General features: G+C 57.9%; 16 protein-coding genes. 10 read left to right on the top strand and 6 right to left on the bottom strand.

All coding sequences use genetic code 11. From position 1 onward, the window contains the following. Window positions 1–39 precede the first annotated feature (39 nt). Complete coding sequence (locus OB03_RS01120) at window positions 40–693, bottom strand: TetR/AcrR family transcriptional regulator (RefSeq protein WP_461342937.1); 654 nt, start codon at window positions 691–693, stop codon at window positions 40–42. A gap of 128 nt (window positions 694–821) precedes the next feature. Between OB03_RS01120 and OB03_RS01115 the strand changes: the two genes are divergently transcribed. After that, window positions 822–1,886 (top strand): hypothetical protein, encoded by a 1,065-nt coding sequence (locus tag OB03_RS01115; protein ID WP_461342936.1) that lies wholly within the window; start codon window positions 822–824, stop codon window positions 1,884–1,886. A gap of 23 nt (window positions 1,887–1,909) precedes the next feature. Here OB03_RS01115 and OB03_RS01110 read toward each other — a convergent pair whose 3' ends face one another. Further along, window positions 1,910–2,095 carry a hypothetical protein gene (locus tag OB03_RS01110; RefSeq protein ID WP_461342935.1) on the bottom strand — a complete coding sequence of 62 codons (186 nt, stop codon included), beginning with the start codon at window positions 2,093–2,095 and terminating at the stop codon, window positions 1,910–1,912. Between the two features lie 168 nt (window positions 2,096–2,263). Here OB03_RS01110 and OB03_RS01105 point away from each other — a divergent pair, with 168 nt between their 5' ends. The 8 genes from OB03_RS01105 (at window position 2,264) to OB03_RS01070 (ending at window position 12,111) form a co-directional block, all read left to right on the top strand. Beyond that, the gene (locus OB03_RS01105) at window positions 2,264–3,937 is read left to right on the top strand and encodes an FAD-binding protein (protein ID WP_461342934.1); all 1,674 of its coding nucleotides are present in this window, start codon (window positions 2,264–2,266) and stop codon (window positions 3,935–3,937) included. A gap of 19 nt (window positions 3,938–3,956) precedes the next feature. Next, on the top strand, window positions 3,957–4,892 hold the full coding sequence (locus OB03_RS01100) for an alpha/beta hydrolase (protein ID WP_461342933.1): 936 nt from the start codon (window positions 3,957–3,959) through the stop codon (window positions 4,890–4,892). A 21-nt stretch (window positions 4,893–4,913) separates the two neighbouring features. Next, window positions 4,914–5,762 carry an SDR family NAD(P)-dependent oxidoreductase gene (locus OB03_RS01095; RefSeq protein ID WP_461342932.1) on the top strand — a complete coding sequence of 283 codons (849 nt, stop codon included), beginning with the start codon at window positions 4,914–4,916 and terminating at the stop codon, window positions 5,760–5,762. A gap of 278 nt (window positions 5,763–6,040) precedes the next feature. Next, window positions 6,041–8,449, top strand: coding sequence for a TonB-dependent receptor (locus tag OB03_RS01090; protein WP_461342931.1), 2,409 nt, complete (start codon window positions 6,041–6,043; stop codon window positions 8,447–8,449). A 105-nt stretch (window positions 8,450–8,554) separates the two neighbouring features. Then, window positions 8,555–8,953, top strand: a complete 399-nt coding sequence (locus OB03_RS01085) for a VOC family protein (protein WP_461342930.1) — start codon at window positions 8,555–8,557, stop codon at window positions 8,951–8,953. 15 nt (window positions 8,954–8,968) lie between these two features. Continuing rightward, a complete protein-coding gene (locus tag OB03_RS01080) occupies window positions 8,969–9,715 on the top strand; it encodes an SDR family NAD(P)-dependent oxidoreductase (RefSeq protein WP_461342929.1) in 747 nt (248 codons plus the stop codon). A gap of 378 nt (window positions 9,716–10,093) precedes the next feature. Next, complete coding sequence (locus OB03_RS01075) at window positions 10,094–11,614, top strand: hypothetical protein (protein WP_461342928.1); 1,521 nt, start codon at window positions 10,094–10,096, stop codon at window positions 11,612–11,614. 236 nt (window positions 11,615–11,850) lie between these two features. Then, window positions 11,851–12,111, top strand: coding sequence for a hypothetical protein (locus tag OB03_RS01070; RefSeq protein ID WP_461342927.1), 261 nt, complete (start codon window positions 11,851–11,853; stop codon window positions 12,109–12,111). Here OB03_RS01070 and OB03_RS01065 read toward each other — a convergent pair. Beyond that, window positions 12,077–12,259 carry a helix-turn-helix domain-containing protein gene (locus tag OB03_RS01065; RefSeq protein ID WP_242915531.1) on the bottom strand — a complete coding sequence of 61 codons (183 nt, stop codon included), beginning with the start codon at window positions 12,257–12,259 and terminating at the stop codon, window positions 12,077–12,079. The two genes, OB03_RS01070 and OB03_RS01065, sit on opposite strands and share 35 nt — an antisense overlap. 212 nt (window positions 12,260–12,471) lie before the next feature. Between OB03_RS01065 and OB03_RS01060 the strand changes: the two genes are divergently transcribed. Next, on the top strand, window positions 12,472–13,155 hold the full coding sequence (locus tag OB03_RS01060) for a hypothetical protein (protein ID WP_461342926.1): 684 nt from the start codon (window positions 12,472–12,474) through the stop codon (window positions 13,153–13,155). 50 nt (window positions 13,156–13,205) lie between these two features. Here the strand turns inward: OB03_RS01060 and terL are convergent, their stop codons facing one another. Genes terL through OB03_RS01045 form a run of 3 tightly spaced genes read right to left on the bottom strand, consistent with a single transcriptional unit; the run spans window position 13,206 to window position 16,564 of the window. Further along, entirely contained in the window at window positions 13,206–14,684 is a 1,479-nt protein-coding gene (gene terL, locus OB03_RS01055) for a phage terminase large subunit (RefSeq protein ID WP_461342925.1), read from the bottom strand. Then, window positions 14,681–15,091, bottom strand: coding sequence for a DUF5681 domain-containing protein (locus OB03_RS01050; protein ID WP_461342924.1), 411 nt, complete (start codon window positions 15,089–15,091; stop codon window positions 14,681–14,683). Before OB03_RS01050 ends, terL begins: the two co-directional genes overlap by 4 nt. A gap of 15 nt (window positions 15,092–15,106) precedes the next feature. Beyond that, a complete protein-coding gene (locus OB03_RS01045; protein ID WP_461342923.1) occupies window positions 15,107–16,564 on the bottom strand; it encodes a site-specific DNA-methyltransferase in 1,458 nt (485 codons plus the stop codon). Between the last annotated feature and the right edge of the window lie 289 nt (window positions 16,565–16,853).

Genomic DNA, 16,853 nt, shown 5'->3' with positions numbered 1-16,853 from the left:
AGAGACAATTTGAACAAATGTGCAGTTTTATGCGTAGCCTTATAGCTCGACGCTAGCCAGAAACTCGTCGATGGCCTCTTGGGAGAAGCCAATACCGCGCGCGCAGAAGCGGACCAGATCATCGATTCTCGCCTCCGGCGTGCCGGAATAGGCTCCTATGCCGCCATTGGCGCTGGCCAATGTGACCGACGTTCCAAGGTGCTCCAGAAACATGATGATGTTGTCGGCCGATACGTCATCATTCTGAAGGTGGCCATCGGCCTTGGCCTGAGCGATGGCCGATTCCAGCGGTGACCGCCCAAGACGCACAGCTCTACGATACGCGAGGCGTGCATAGTCTCCGTCGGCTGTCAGGTTTGCGGCCAGAATGCGGACTCGTTCGACATGGTCGTTCTCGCCGTTCACGCACACAGTGAAATAGGCCTTCAGCATGGACAGGATACCGAACGCTCCGGAGCCCTGTAGACCCATGGAGGCATAGGCCGAGTTCTGCTCCAGGATAAGGTTGCGTAGTACTTCGCGATGTAGCGCAGCCTTGCTGCCGAAATGCCTGAAAATCAGCGCGTCCGAAATTTTGGCCTCGGCAGCGATCTGCATGGAGGATGCTGAGAGGCCGTGGCGCGCATAAGCACGTCGTGCGGCGGACATGATCTCGGTTCTTCGGTCGGCGGCGCTCAGGCGTTTTCGGGACATTTGTTCAGGATATCGACGCGAGCTGCTCGCGCATAGCCCTCATTGTCATGAAGAATAATGTTGCGGGAACGCTGATACCTTGATTACAACATAAGTAAGTAACCACTTACTAAATAGGGAGAGCGTCAATGGCTTTTGATCCGAATGCCGTGCTGCGGCCGGTCTCAGAACCGAGAATTCTGGAAAACGTCTATACCGAGGACCAGCACCGTCGTTTGCTGGAAGTTGCGCGTAAGGAAGGGCCGTGGAGCCTTATTCTGGCGCAGCACTTCAAGTCGCCCGAAGAGGTTATCGCCACCATGTCCGGCAAGCTGCCTGAGGGTGTGACGCCGACGATGGATATGTTCCTGACGCCATGCTTCCGTGGCCACTTCGCCGAGGGCGGCGTGGTGCTGCATGATGGCATTGAGGACGCGTTCTACAACAAGAAATTCCTCGACTACGCCAAGTCATACTGGAACGCGCAATATGCCCATCCGACCCTGATGCTATTCAATATCCAGGGCGCGTGCCACTCGGAAGATCCGGGGCACCTAGACGGTGTGTCGTTCCGTGGCATGTCCTATCAGGACACTCCGGTCTGGCTGCTGAACATCATGGGCAAGTCAGGTCTGTTCAAAAACTATATCCGCAAGATGGCTCAGGTCATTACCTGGTATTATCAGGGTTCGGAAGGCGGCGGTTTTACCTACTGGCCTGACGGTCCGCTGAATCAACCCAAGCGTCTCGCGGCCCCGATGTGGAACAAGGGCGTCGTGGTGCAGAACGAGCTGATGTACCATCGCGGCGAGGCCAATGGCCCGATGGAATTGCGCCGTCCCAAGGGGCTGGCTCTGCACTCGCTGTTCGGTGCCGATCCCGATGTCGCTGATGGTTGGCAGATCACGACCGACGGCGAGGTCATCCAGAAGGTGCCGGCGTCCGAAATGCGCTTCCTCGTTCACTGGAACGGCGAGGTGTTCATGGACATCCAGGACATGCGCCGCACGCTTGAACACAAGGATGACCTGACCCGCGATCAGGTGTTCGACACCTTCATCAAGGATCTGCGCAGCCGCGGTGTCGAGATCGAGGTTCCGTCCGATCCGCTGACGGATCAGGTCTTTATCGGCACGCTCATCGCCAACTACGATGTCGGTGTGCCGCGCATCTATCCGCCGGAAGCTCCGGGTCCGATGCAACTGGCCGCTTAATAGCGGCCAGTTGGCTCAGGTGGTCACGCTTGATGAGGTAAATGCGTGATCACCTGGGTCGTATGGATATTGGAATATGGAGAGCTGACCGACTTGATCTGGTTGTAGAAAAAGTGGCCGCAGGCTGCCCAGATGCCGATGACGATCAGGATGAACAGCACGACGGCGGTGGCGCGCACGGATGCTGGCTCGCAAGCGTAGCTTTTCATTTTTAATCCTCCCTGGGGCCTCTGATGGGCCCATTCAGAAGGGTACGACACTTCAAAAACGTGGTTCTGTAAACAGAAATTACGAACATTTGTATTTTTCTGTACATTTATATGGTTTTTATCAGTAGGTAGATTTCAACGATCTGCGCACGTTGTATGGGGGCTTGAATGGCGGAAGTGGACGTATTGGTCGTCGGTAGTGGTGCAGGAGCACTAGCCGCAGCCAACCGAGCTCTCGACAACGGCCTGACCGTCAAGATCGTTGAAAAGACGGAATACTGGGGTGGAACGTCCGCTATATCGGGCGGTGCGCTGTGGCTTCCGGTTAACGGCCAATACCCTACGGATAGCAGGGCGATGGCCCGCCAATACATGCTGTCATGCATCGGTGAGGGCGCAGACGTCGACCGGGTAGACGCTTATCTTGATCGCGTCAGCCAGACGGTTTCGTTCTTGGGCAGCAAGGGCGTCGCTTTGGCCGCGAATAACGAATATCCCGACTACTGTCAGCATTTCGAAGGCGCGCTTCCGGGCGGGCGCACGATGGACCCGCAGCCTTATGACGGAAAGCGTCTAGGCGAGCACTTCCATACACTGCGGGATCAACTGCCCTTCATGAAGGTGTTTGGCCGCATCTCGCTATCCAATCCAGAAGGCCGTTTGCTTTCCACACGCCGCAAGGGATGGGTGAAGCTGCTGCTATCGATGAGCACGGCGTATTGGTTCGATATTCCGTGGCGGCTAAAAACATCGCGTGGCAGTCGCCTGACCATGGGATCGTCGCTGGTGGCACCGTTGGGCGAGGCCCTGTTCAAGCGCGGTCTGCGGATTGATCTTCAACATCGTCTTCGCTCGATCGAGCGTGATGGGAGCGACTTCCTTGTGACCCTCGACACGCCGGAGGGACCCAAGACGGTTGTCGCCGCCAATATTATTCTGGGCTGTGGCGGGTTTGAACATAACGCGGCGCTAAGGGCTCGCTATATGGCCGAGGGAGCCCTGCCTGATCACAGCGCTTCGCCTGCCGGCGCGAATACAGGCGATGCTCTATTATCGGCCCAGAAGCTTGGCGCTGCTGTCGTGAATGCCGGGAATGCCTGGTGGGCGCCTATCGTACGTGGTCCGATGGCGGGCGTGGAGGATGCGCCTTACGTCCTGTTCATGGAGCGGGCCTCACCCGGCGGTATCATCGTCAACAAACGGGGCATGCGGTTCACCAACGAAGCCAAGTCGTACAACGACTTCGGTCTGGACATGATTGCAGATCAGGAGCGTACGGGCGGCACCTCGGATGTCTGGCTGGTGTTCGATGCGGGCTTTCGCAAGCGTTACATGGTCGGGCCGTTGATGGCGGGCAGCATCCAGCCGGACAAGGCGCTGCCGTCAGGCTGGCTTGGTCGCGTCATCTATCGCGCGGATTCAGTGTCAGAACTCGCCGGCCAGATTGGCGTGCCAGCTGCCGCACTGGAACAGACCGTAGCCCGGTTTAACGAGCATGCGGTCGATCACGTCGACCCTGACTTCGGGCGCGGCGACAATGTGTATGACCGCTATTTCGGAGATGCGAACTTCGCTAATCCGAACATCGCACCTCTGGCGCACGGTCCGTTCTATGCGATGCGCATTATGCTGGGTGATCTTGGCACGAATGGCGGTTTGCGTACCGATCGGGATGCCCGCGTGCTGGATGCCAGAGGCGTGCCTATCGAGGGCTTGTTTGCCATCGGGAACACGGCCGCATCGGTGATGGGCCAATCCTATCCGGGCGCAGGCGGGACCCTTGGGCCAGCCGTCAGCTTCGGCATAGCAGCAGCAGATGCTGCTGCATCACGACACCATTAAAAATAAGGGGAGATTTCCGGTGGCTGCTCAGCTCGACCCACAGATTGCTCAGCTTCTGGCGCACGCGCCGCCTTATCCGGGAGCGCGTCATATCCCGTTGGACCAGTTGCGCGAGTATATTCGCCAAACAGCAGCCGCCACGCCCACCTATCAGGCAGAGCTTGCCAGTGTTCAGGATGTCAGCGTGCGCGGACCAGATGGCGATGTGCTTGCACTGCGACTGTACACGCCGACGGGGGAGGGGCCGCATCCGGTGACCCTGTTCTTTCACGGGGGCGGGTTCGTCATGGGCGACCTGGACAGTCAGGATATGATCGCGCGAGCCCTGGCTGAAGCAGCGGGTACGCTGGTCGTCTCTGTCGACTATCGACTAGCTCCGGAGCATCCTTATCCCGCTGCTCCTAAAGATGCAGAAGCGGGCCTGAAATGGGTGGTCGCCAACATCGACCAGTATAATGGCGACGCTCAGCGTATAGCCACGGCGGGTGACAGTGCGGGCGGCGTGCTGGCGGCGGTGACGTCGATCATCGCCCGCGACAACGGCATCCCGATGAGAGCGCAACTGCTTTTTTACGGCTCCGGTGGCTTCCCGTTCGAGCGCCTGCCGTCCTGGCACGAGTTCAAGGACGGAACCCTGCTAAATGTCGACGACATCGACTTCTTCTGGGAAGTCTATGTACCTGAACTCCAGACTGTAGGCCGCGAGCCTTTGGCCAGTCCGCGTTTTGCTGATCTGGCGGGTTTGGCTCCAGCCTATGTCATGACTGCCGAGCTCGATCCCACGCGCGATGACGGTGAGGATCTGGGGCACCGCTTGAGAGACGCAGGCGTGGAGGTGGTCATCGATCGCGTACCGGGTGCCATCCACGGCTTCCTGTCGTTCCTCGGCGCGGTCGATATCAGCAAAAGTGCCATCGATCGTGCAGCATCATGGCTGCGCCAACAATTCGCTTAAATAAATAGGGGAGGCATCGGTATGACCGAGCAAGAGGCTTTTTCGGGCGGTGTGGCCGTCATCACAGGGGCAGGTGCGGGGCTGGGCGAGGGCTTGGCCCGCCGCGCAGCCGGCTTGGGCATGACTGTTGTTATGGCCGACATTGACGAAGAGCGTGTCAAACGTGTCTCGGACGAACTCGTTTCTCAGGGATTAAAGGCTGATCCTATCAAGGTCGACGTCTCGCGCGCCGAGGAGCTGGATCGCCTCGCCGCCTATGTTCACGAAAAGCATGGCGAGGTGCGTCTGCTGATCAATAATGCGGGCATCGAGACCATCGGTAACAGTTGGGAACTACCCGCCGAGCTGTGGGACCGTACCTTGAATATCAATTTGCACGGCGTCATCCACGGCGTTCGGGCCTTCCTGCCGAAGATGCTCGAAAACAGCCAGAAGTCTTATGTCGCCAATTTGGCGTCGGTCGGCGCGTTTGGACAAATGCCGCTACAGACCGCCTACATGGTCACCAAACACGGCGTTCAGTCGTTTACGGAATGTCTGTATCTGGAGCTCGAACTGCTTAAAGCTAACGTTCAGGTCAGCTCGATTATCCCTGGCATGGTGAAGACCCGCATTTTCGAAGACGCGCGTCCTTCAGCCGACCCGAAGGCTGCCCATCACCAGAGCGTCATGCGCCATATGATGGCGACCTATGGAATGGATCTCGAGGAAGCCTGCAAAGTCATTTTCGCGAAGATGGCAGCTGGTGAGTTTTGGGTGTCCACCCAGCCAGAGATGACGGCTAATATTGCCTCCAACCGCGCTCGTTTCCTGAGCGAGCAGTCGTTCCCCAATCTGACCGAAGAGACGCGCGGGCTAATCGAGGCATGAGGCGGCGGAATCGGGCATGGCTTGTTTTTTGTCCCAACCAGAATTGACGTTAGATTTTTTGTAAGTCAGCACTTACATAACTTTGGTTGTCGGAAGGGAATTCGCATAGTTCCTTTCCGCAACTCAGTGTCAGCTCGTTGAAAAAAATAGAAAAATATTACTACGAAAATTTCCATACAAATGTATTGTATAACGTCGGTTCGCGTATATAGTTCTTCTCTCAGCGATTGATAACAAGCGACCGAAGAGTTGCCCGAAGCGCTAGGGGAGGAACCTAAATGCAATCCGAATTGAATGCTAAATCGCGCCTGCTGTGTGGAGCAGCATGTGCAATTCTAGTGGGAGGCGTTGCCTTCCCGACCATGGCGCAGGAGCAGGACATAGCGACGGTCGCTGACGTAGTGGTCACTGCCACTCGTAACGCTCGCATGCTTAAGGACGTCGCTATCGCGGTCGACGTCGCGACCGGCGAGCAGCTCGAGCAACTGGCCATTCTGGATGCCAAGGATGTCCAGCAATTGGCTCCGGGCCTGCAGATGGCAAACAAGGATGGTCGATCCAATACTGCGACCCTGCGAGGCATTGCCTACGATCCGGATTCGGGCACGGTCCCATCTGTCGACATCTATTTCAATGAAAACCCTGTTGATCCGCAGCTGGCTCTGACCGCGCTGTATGACGTTGGTCAGATCGAGATCCTGCGTGGGCCGCAAGGGGTTCTGCGCGGACGTACCGCTCCGGGTGGTGCAATCACCATTGCCTCGCGCAAGCCTGACCTCGGCGGCATCGAGGGCTATGTTCAAGGCACGGCAACCGACCAGGATGCCACCAACTTGCAGTTCGGCGTGTCTGTCCCGCTGGTTCAGGACCGCCTTGGCCTCCGCATCGCGGCTTTGGATGACCGCAATCCGGTCAACTATGTCCATAATGTAAACCGTGACGAAGACTCCGAGGGGCACACCCAGAGCTTCCGTGTTTCGTTGCTGGCGCTGCCGACGGACAGCTTGACGGTCGGTCTAACGTATCAGCGCCTGACGTCTGACGAGACCCAGCACTCTCAAGTGATTGGCAATGGCGCATTCCTTCCGACCGGCCCGCTGCCGTCGATGGACTTCGCTCCCAATGGTCCGGCCGCAAGTATCTCTGACCGTATCGGTGTGTCGGAAGGTCCGACGCGTTTTGAACGTGAGTTCGACCTTTTAACCGCATCGCTGGATTGGCAACTCAAGAATGGATCCCTGTCGCTAAACGCATCGAAGCTGGATGCCGAGCTGAATCAGCGCCTCGACTTTGATGTCGGCAATGCCGTTCTGAACTACGACGAATCCCAGATTCTCTATATCCCGTACGATACCAGCTACGTTGAGTTGCGTTACGCGTCGGAACTGAACGGTCCGTTCAACTTCCAGCTGGGTATGAACTATTCGCGTCAATACTCGGATCCAGTCTATGTGAACCAGCGTACCGATACGCTGATCAGCGGGATGCCGGCATTCCTGATGGATCTGCCGCCGGAGTACGGAGTGATTTCGACCTTCCCACTGTATTCGATCTCGCCGGTGGACGTGTTCATCGAGTCGCCGACGCAGCTGGAGAACACCTCCTATTTCGCCAGCATGACCTACGACATAACCGATCGTCTGCAGTTTAACGGCGGCGTTCGCTATACCGACTACACGTCATACCAGCAGAGCTTCCTGACGGTAGACGCGGGCGGTCAGATCGTCCTTGATAACTTTCCGACGCTGCCGGAAAACAGCGCGCGCCGAGAAGTTGATGCGTGGACCGGCGGCGCCAGTTTGGTCTATCAGTTCACCGACACCATCAGCGGCTACGCCAGTTATGGCCGCTCGTTCCGTGCCGGTTCGGCCGCAGTGGGTAACACCGCGCCTCTGGAAGACCGACTGGTCATCACCAAAGACGAAGTCTCTGACGCCTACGAGCTGGGCCTGAAGGGCACGGCCTTCGACCGTCGCCTCAGCTTCACGACCAGCATTTTCCAACAGACCTTCGACAACTACATCGCACGTACGCCGGAAATGATCCGTATGGCGAGCGGTCGTAACGGCATTGTCGATAGTGTGCTGAAGGTGAACTACAATGCTGATGCCGTGGTGCGGGGCATCGAAACGACTTTCTGGGGCAAGATCACCCCTGACTGGGATGCCTCGCTGTCCATGAGCTATACCGACGCCAAGTTGGATGGTGGTGAGCGCCCCTGCAACGCACTTGATGCCCAAGGCAACATCTTCGTGCCGATCGGCCAGCAGGCCTCGTTCTGCGAAGCGGATGGCAAGATGGGCGACCAGTCGCCATTCCAACTGTCGGCGAACTCCGAATACCGCTTCCGTTCGTTCGGCAGCGTCCAACCCTTTGTGCGGGGTCTGGTTTTCCATAACCCGGGCTTTGACTCTGACTTGATCGACTACAAGTACGAGGATTTCACCAATGTGAACCTCTACCTGGGCATCCGCTCGGACAAGGGTTGGGAACTTTCGGTGTTTGCCAAGAACCTGTTCGACGAGGCCGTTGTCCGTGGGGCTTCGGATAGCAATCACATCAAACAGACCAGCGTCCTTCAGCCCGATTTCAGCATGATGCCGGGACCTTCGATCGACTCTGGCTACCGCACAGTGACCGTCAATCCGCCGCGTGAAATCGGCGTGTCGCTGCGCTTAAGCTTCTAACTTCCCTGCCAAAGTCTGTCCTTAAAGGGCGGGCCCCTCCCACCTTGATGGCTCGGCACCGAACACGATGCCGAGCCACTTTTTTGAATGTGATGGAGATACCCAATGTCACTTCCTCCCCACACCTTTAACTTCACCAAGCTTCTGGTTGGCGATCTAGATAGGTCTGCGGCTTTCTATGAAGCCGTCTTCGGCCTTCAGCGGTTGGCCGTGGTGGAAGACGCCATTGCAGGGCGGGCTATACGCGAAGTCATGTATCAGCCGACCCAAGAAGGCGGTGCAACATTCGTGATCCTGAGTTTTCTCGATGCGCCTGAGCCGGTCATGGGCGAAACCATCACAGGTTTCACTGTCGCTGACCTCGACCAAACACTGAGCGATGTTATGGCAAACGGCGGCGCTATTGCCGATCCCGTGCGAGAAATGCCGGAAATGGGTATTCGGGTAGGTTTTGCCCGAGATCCTGAAGGCCACCTGATCGAAATCGTGCAGATGCTGGGCTGATAGCGAAGAGCGATGATGAACCGGTTTCAAGGCAAGCGCATCGTTGTGACCGGGGCCGGTTCAGGCATCGGCCGCGCCACCGTGATCAGATTGGTCGAGGAGGGAGCCGAGGTCTTTGCTGTCGACCAGTCTTCCGACGGACTGGTCGTGACTAGTGATAGTGCAGGGAAGGGTGTGGTAAGCCATGCCTTGTCAGTGACCGATGAAACGGCTGTCAAAACGCTCTTCAAGGAAATCGGCGAAAGCGGAGATCTGCACGGGATTGCCAATCTGGCGGGTGTACTGGCAGCCACGCACACCGATCAAACCAGTGTCGAGGCGTTTCGGCAGATCATCGACGTAAACCTGATAGGTACTTTCATATGCTGTCGGGAAGGGTTGCCACTGTTGGAGAAATCCGGTGGGGCGATCGTCAACGCGGCTTCGACGTCATCGTTCTTCGGGCATCCGTTCATGGCGGCTTATTCGGCCTCAAAGGGCGGGATTGCATCGATGACAAAGGCGATCGCGTGGGAATATATAAAGCGCGGTGTGCGGGCGAACGCGATTGCGCCAGGAGGGATAGCCACGGCCATGACCGAGGCTATCCAGCGCAACTTTCCGGACGATGTCGATATGTCGTTGTACATGCACCTGAGCCGGCCTGACTTTCAGGTGGGACAGCCAGAGCAAGTCGCCAGCGTCATCGCCATGCTGCTGTCCGAAGATGCCGCCTTCATGACCGGCGAAATCGTTCGGATAGACGGTGGCGTTCACGCATAGCTCTCGCAGGTTCCTATGTGTGAAGTCAGTGTCCTCCCATATTGCTCCGGTGCGCTGGAACGAATTCTAAGCTGACGTTTCGTGAAATGGCCCTTAGGCGCAAAAGGGCAGGGGCGTTTGCCTCAAAGCGGACCTTCAGAGATTCTGAACCTGACTCATGTCGGACCTTGGGAGCGTTCGCTTACGGCACCAGAACAAGCATCTAGAGCAAGATGTTCGAACCGTTCGCCGCGCTATTTTTGTATAGCTACGTCGTTGGGCTCCGGACCGCCTGTCAGGGTAACAGTTTGGTCAACAGAACTCGGCCTACCGGGCCTAGACGCTTTCTCATCCGATAGAATCGACCCAGCGTCATAACTCATAATCACTGGACGCATAATGGGATTCTCCGATCTCTTGGCCATATTGGGCGCTGTCGGCTTAGCCGCCATGCTGGATGTTGCCGTTAGACCGGCCCAAAAGCAGGCGTTCAGCGCTTGGCTCGGCCGTCTAGCTTCGCGTGCCGGGAAGATCGGCTACGGCGGCTCGGCTTTTCTTGATAAAGTCTTTGGAAAGCCGGTCTTCTCGCTAAAGGCGGTCCCCCGCTACGCGCTGATTTCGCTTTGCTCCATTGCCCTATCGTACACGTTTGCGGTCCTCAGCTCACCTCCGCACGTTCAGCCTCTCATCACGATGTTCCCCGACGGGATGACGGCACTAAGTGCGACGATCCTGGCGATCTGCTTTATCGCCGCGATCATCGGAGATATCTTCTCGTATGCACAAACACGCTTGTTCGTCCGGACAATAGACCGATCGCGGAATTCTGTCGTTACTGCCGGACTCGTGCCTGCGGATATCATCGTAAGCTTGGCGATATTCTTCACGACGTTCACAATAGCGCGGCTGCTTTGCGTACTTGCAGTGCTGAGCGTCGAGCCGACCCAGAAGTTAACTCATACCGAGACCTTTGCGCCGGGACTGCTAACTGCTGCACTGGCAGAAGCAGAAGTCGAAATCGGCAGCGATGCACCGCCCATTTCGAGGTTCGCGATCCTGATCGCGAACGGGAAAACGGAAGCGCAGCTTCGTCTCGTGTCCCAGGACGTGCGGCGGAATTTGGCCAGACAGTTTTCACGGCCTGATGCGCTGGAGACAGTCTCATATTCGTCGAAGAGGCATTGCCCCGCCGGCCGTGAAGCTCTCCTCGCTGGCGCTGAGGCGACGAAGAACAGCCAAGACCTGTTCCGCAGTGTGATGGCCGAGCAAGCACAGAGGCGGCCTATCACTGTGGACGTGGATCGGATCGTGGGCCAGATGGGGACGGCTTTCTATGCGGCAGTTGGTCGGGCCGCGGAGGATCAATGTCTTCTGGAGATTACAGAGATCAAAGCAAGCCAGACGGCCGCCGCGTTCATTGGTTCAGCCGGCCCCTTCAACGCCCTGAACGCGGCGTTCGAACGCACCCTCTTCGACGCCTACTCGGTCGTCGGCTTCAAGTTGGCCCCATATGTGAGCTTCGATCCCTACTCTTCGGCCCCGGCATACGCCGCTAGCCTCAAGACGCAGGTCCAGAACTCGTTCTTAGGGGCATTTCCGATCGATACGGATCGCGCAATGTTGTCGCAGTATTTCGACGACGAGATCGCAGCGCCTGAGGGCAAACTAAACGTTCCGTTCTCGCCGATGGTGGCGTCGGCTTTGACCACCTCGGCCTTCCTCATTCTCTACCTTTTAAGCCTTGGTATCGCTGGCCTTCGGGCCAGCGCGGTTGCCCTGATGCAGAAGGTCGCGCCAGCCTTCGACACCGAGCGAGCCGTCTTCACGACTCTCACCGTGGCTGTTCTGGCCGCCCTCATCTCATTGGGGACGGTTGTGTGGCTCAGCCAGGCCCTTTGGCGCCTGTTACTCGGCTATTGAGGTAGGCCGGAATGCAGCCGTTCACGGCAGAACATCATGCTTCATAGAGCCACGACATTTGTAACCGTCACCGGAGCGAGTGCCGGGTTTGCCGAGCAGATGGAGCATTCCTGCACAGCCGTAAGCTTCGGCAAATGTCTGCTTGTCGACCGATGAGGAAAGACCGCTTCTGGCGCATTTGCGAAGCACCTCACTTTGGAGTGGACTTCGCCCGTGAACAGAGCGGTAGTCCATTCATGACCTCTGATGATTTGTACCAAGGCATGTTCGATCGCGATGATGCGCTGGAGGCGAAGTTTCGATTGGCTGTGTTCGCCGGACATTTGGCCGAGTATGCTGTGAGCCTCTCAACCGACCTTGATCTGCTGGAACTATCCAGCGCGGCTGGGTGCCTACAAAGCTATCTGCAAGACGCCAAAACGTTGGCCGAAGCCATGGAGGTGCTGGATCGCCGCTCGCGACCTATTCTTCCAGGGCCACCAACTCGCTCAGCGTGATCTCAAGGCCAGCAGCCAGCTTTTCCAGAACGGTAATGGTGGGATTGCGGATACCGCGCTCAACACCCGAGACATATGTACGGTGCAGGTTTGCGCGATGTGCAAACTCGTCTTGCGACCAGCCCTTGGCTTGGCGCAGCTGCTGCACGCGCAATCCGAGTTTTTTGCAAACATCCATAGGCGCAGATGCGGGCAATGCATCTGATCGGGCGACAGACGATGAGTCTCATTTTGGTTGACTTGTCAGCGGCTTCTGAGCGACCAGCGTCACCGTGTTGAGACTTATAGGGTTCGTTGCGGATCCGAGTAGAGCTCATCGGTGGTTAGTAGCCGAGCTGTGATCTGATCCATGGGGGATTTATGGAATTTATAATCGAAACCGCATCGTTTGTGATGCTGACCATGGTGCTGGTTGGAGTTGCCCTGATTGTGAAGCCGTTCTGGTTGATCAAAAAGCGGTGGCAAGGATTGCTGGTGATGTTGGGCGGCTTTGTAATGTTTGGAGTGCTGCAATCCCTTCCGATGAAACGCCCGGACCATATTGCGCCTGCTGATTGGTCTGAGAGGGTACAAGTCTGCAAAGAAGCCGCTGCCTTAAGAAGCTGCCCGACGAGCGATAGCGAAGTGGATGAGGCCCGCGCAGCGATTGCCCAGGCGGCTGAAGAAAAGGCGCAAACAGAAGCGGAGCGCGAACGCTTGGAGTCTGAAAGAACGCAGCAAGCACAAACTGCCTCGCACACCGACACGGGCGAGGTGGACTACAATGATCAGGCGCGCCAACAAACCTGGATCGCCAATACCGAGCGTGCCGTCAAAGCGCAGATGAAAGATCCTGGCTCGGTGCGCTTTAGGAACTCTCGTTTCAATGTCTATGACGACAAAGTGCCGGTCGTTTGCGGCGAGATAAATGCTAAGAACGGGTTCGGTGGCCACACGGGTTTCCAAAAGTACATTGCGTCTGGCGATAGCTTTGGTCCCTTCCTCGAAGAGACCATGTCAGCAAACGAATTTGCCAAGAGCTGGAACGAGTTCTGCGTCAAATAGAGGACATTTAACATTCAGCAGCGGCGTCTTTAGACGCCGCTGTTTTCGTTTCAACGCGGCCGAGGCCCGTCACGACGTGCGTCGGGATCCTTGAGGATATTGCGTCCCTGACGGCTGGGGGCCCAGTTGAGGAACTGGCTGAGACTATCGACCTGATCGTCATAGCGGGCGGCAGGAAAGGTCTGCATCTCGCGATGGAGATCATCAAGCCAAGTCGCTGAGCGCGGCAGTTTGGCAAAACCGGAATAGAGCCGCTCTACTGATGCAAAATACCGCTCGGCCTTGGGCAGGGTAGCGTTGATGCCAAGCCGCATACAGGCACGGGCATGAAACTGGGGATCGCTAATCCCGCGCATGTCTCTTGCGAGGTCTTCCAGCAGAGCCGGTCCCACCGAAGACTTCTCGACCAATATGGCATCGGCCTTCCAGAGTTTGCGCTCAAGCCGCACACGGGCCAACAAGTCCGGATAGAGTAGGCGCTGGCGTATCACATCGAGCAAGAGCCAGCTTGTGCCGTCATGTCCCCAGATGGTGCCGACCGAATAGTCGGCCTTGGGATCACTGGAGGAGGCCAAATCCCAACTGTGCACCACCTTGTTGAGACGGGTGCGTGGTGGGGCCTCATCGTAGAACTGGACCTTGTCCCATTGCAGATAGTCACCCTCCAAAGGAGTCGGGTTCTGCTGGTACTGGGCTTCAAAGGCACGCGGGCCCATCTCGGCCTTGAGCTGGTCGAGGACTTCGCGTGGTTCACGCTGTGGATTGAGCACATCGCCAATCCGCCGGCTATGGGTTCGGCCCCGTGACAAGGGAATGATCTCGTCGCGCATGGCAATGGCAGGAAGGTCCAGATGACGATATCCGCCCTTGCTGCTGAGGTGAGCGGAGACATCATCTTCATGCAGTCGCTGCTGGATGGCGATGACGGCACCGGTCTGTTTGTTATCGAGACGGCTGAGCAGGGTCTCGTCGACAAACCGCTGCGCCTTGGCCCGCGCTTCCGGATAGGACGCGTCCTGGGCCTTCATCAGGTCATCGATAATGATCAGGTCGGCCCCGATGCCTGTGACTGTGCCGCCGACGGCGGTGGCAAAGCGATAACCGCCTTGGCGCGTGCCAAGGTCAGCTTCTGTATCGCGGATGATGGAGGCGGCAGTTTGTGGAAAGACCTCGCTATACCAGCGCGACTGGATCACCTTACGAAAACTGCGCGACAGGGCAGCCGACAGCTCCTGCCCGTAACTGGCGCAGATGATGCGGGTCTCGGGTCTCTGTCCCAGCAACCAGGCGGGGAACGCTACCGTGGTCATGATCGACTTCAAGTGACGAGGTGGCACAGTGATCTGCAGACGACGCTCATGGCCTTGGGCTACCTCGTGCAAGGCTTGGCACATGGCTGACAGATACCAGCCCCGCGACAGGGGTGTGTCCGAGTTGAGATGATGAAACACGAGTTCGAGGAACACCTCGAACTCGCGCCTGGCCAAGCTGTGCACCATGATATCGGCGGGCAGGGGAAGCGCACTCATGATGCGCCCCCTTCACTCGAGGAGGAGACAAGATCGGCCACATAGGCGTCGATGATCTCGTCATAACTCGAGGGCTGGATCTCGCTGGGGCGATGCGCCTTGGTCTCTTCCTGCAGCGAAGTGGGACCTTCCGCCTCGATCTTGAGCAGGGTCTGGAAGGCCTTGGGGCAACCTTTGACGGCCTTGTCGACCTGTTGGCGTACCGCGATCTGGCGCTTGGACATCTTCTTGGTCAGGCCATCGACGGTGACAGCGACCTTGCGGTCCAGTTCTTCACGCAAGAGGGTGGCCATATTGCGGGAACCCTTGGGACGGCCTTTGGGATTACCGCTCTGACCCTTGGCGTATTGATGGGCCTTGGGCGGCCGGGCAAAGCCGACCGTATAGTCTGTGAGGGCATGGGACATGACACATCTCTCCCATCACGCGGCCAGGGCCCGGGTGCGAACACGCACACGAGGCTGGGCAGGCGAGGGCAAAGACGCGTCTGCCTTTGCTTCGCTCGGCACCACGCTCAACTGCGGTTGGGCTTGCGATAGCTCTTCACGCTCATGGCGCACCTGCTGAAAGGTCTGACCGGTGGAGGCCAGGATGGCAGCGCGGCCCGTATAGTCCTGCCAGCGCTTGACCCCGACATCGACATAGCGGGGGTCCAGTTCACTGGCGCGGCCGCGGCGACGGCTGGCTTCGGAGGCGATGATTGTGGTGCCGCTGCCGCTAAACAGATCCAGCACCACATCGCCGGGGCTGGAGCTATCGAGGATGGCATCACGGATCAGCGCCATAGGTTTGACCGTGGGATGCATCTCACGGGCCTTGGCCTTCTTGGCACCAAAGCCGTTGACGCCCTCATAGGCCCAGACATTGGCACGGTTACGCCCGTGCTTGCCCAGTTCGACGCGGTTGAGGTGCGACGCTCCAGACTTGCGGAACAGGAAGATCAGCTCATGGCGTGAGCGATAGAAGCTACCCATACCGCCAGACGTCTTGTCCCAGACGATCAGGTTCAGCAGTTCCATCTTTGCATGGTCGGCTGCGGCCAAGGTGTGGGCCATATGACGCCAGTCCATGCAGAAATAGCACAGACCGCCCTCCACCAGCGCTTCGCTGGAGCGGAGAAGGACTTGGGTTAGGAACTGGGTGAACTCGTCATCGCTCATCTCGCCAGAGGCCATGACGAACTCGTCGTGCTTGCCTGAGCCGGTGATATGACCGGCCACCTCGACATTATAGGGGGGATCAGTGACCACCACACGCACCGCATCGCCTTGCAACAAGGCGGCCATGGTCTCGCGCGCTGTGGCATCGCCGCAGTAGAGCCGGTGATCACCGAGCAGCCACAGATCCCCTAGGCGGCTGACCGGCTCAAGGGGACGATCGGGCAGGGCATCGGCTTTATCGCCCCCGCCATCACCTTCCAGGATCAGGCTGTCGATGCGGGCTGAAGATAGGCCGGTGACCTCAAGGCTGAACCCGAGATCGATATTGGACAGGTCTTGCAGTTCAAGCCCCAGCGCTTCGGTGTCCCAGCCAGCCAGTTGTCCGAGCTGGTTCTCGGCAATGCGGAAGACCCGCAACTGATCCGCACTGAGATGGCGGACGCGGATGCACGGCACATCCGATAAGCCCAGTTTGCGAGCGGCTTCCAGACGGCCATTGCCGGAGATGATCTTGCTGTCCTGATCAATCAGGACCGGCACCAGAAAGCCGAACACCTCGATGGCCCGGGCCAGGGCGGTAATGTCGGAGGCTTTGTGAAGTTTGAGTTTGCGACCTTCCGCGATCAGGGCAGCGATCGGTAGATACTCGATCGACAGCTGAATGGAGGCGGGAAGGTGCGGGGTGTTTAGATCATTCTTGTGTTCTACCTCGGAGGTCATGATGAGGATCCTTGGATACAGGCGTGAGAGCGCGCACCCGCAAAGCGGGCATCACGTGCATTCTCAGCAGGATGGAGGGGGATATTGCGACGGCAGGCTGGCAACACCGGCTGCGTGGCGTCTATGGTCATGGCTTCGAGTACAGCCCGATACGGCAGAGCTGGGAAGCGGCCCAAGCTTTGGCAATGGGGGCGGTAAAATCTTTTTGAACATCGGTGGACTAGCGCTGCAATCGGAGCGTTAGTGCAGGTGTTCCGCCCGGCCAAGCCGGGCTCGGATCAGTAGGGGC

This window comes from Brevundimonas sp. GN22 (assembly GCF_054824005.1).
The sequence above is the reverse complement of the archived record's forward strand: the minus strand, read 5'-3'. Positions and strand labels throughout refer to the sequence as shown.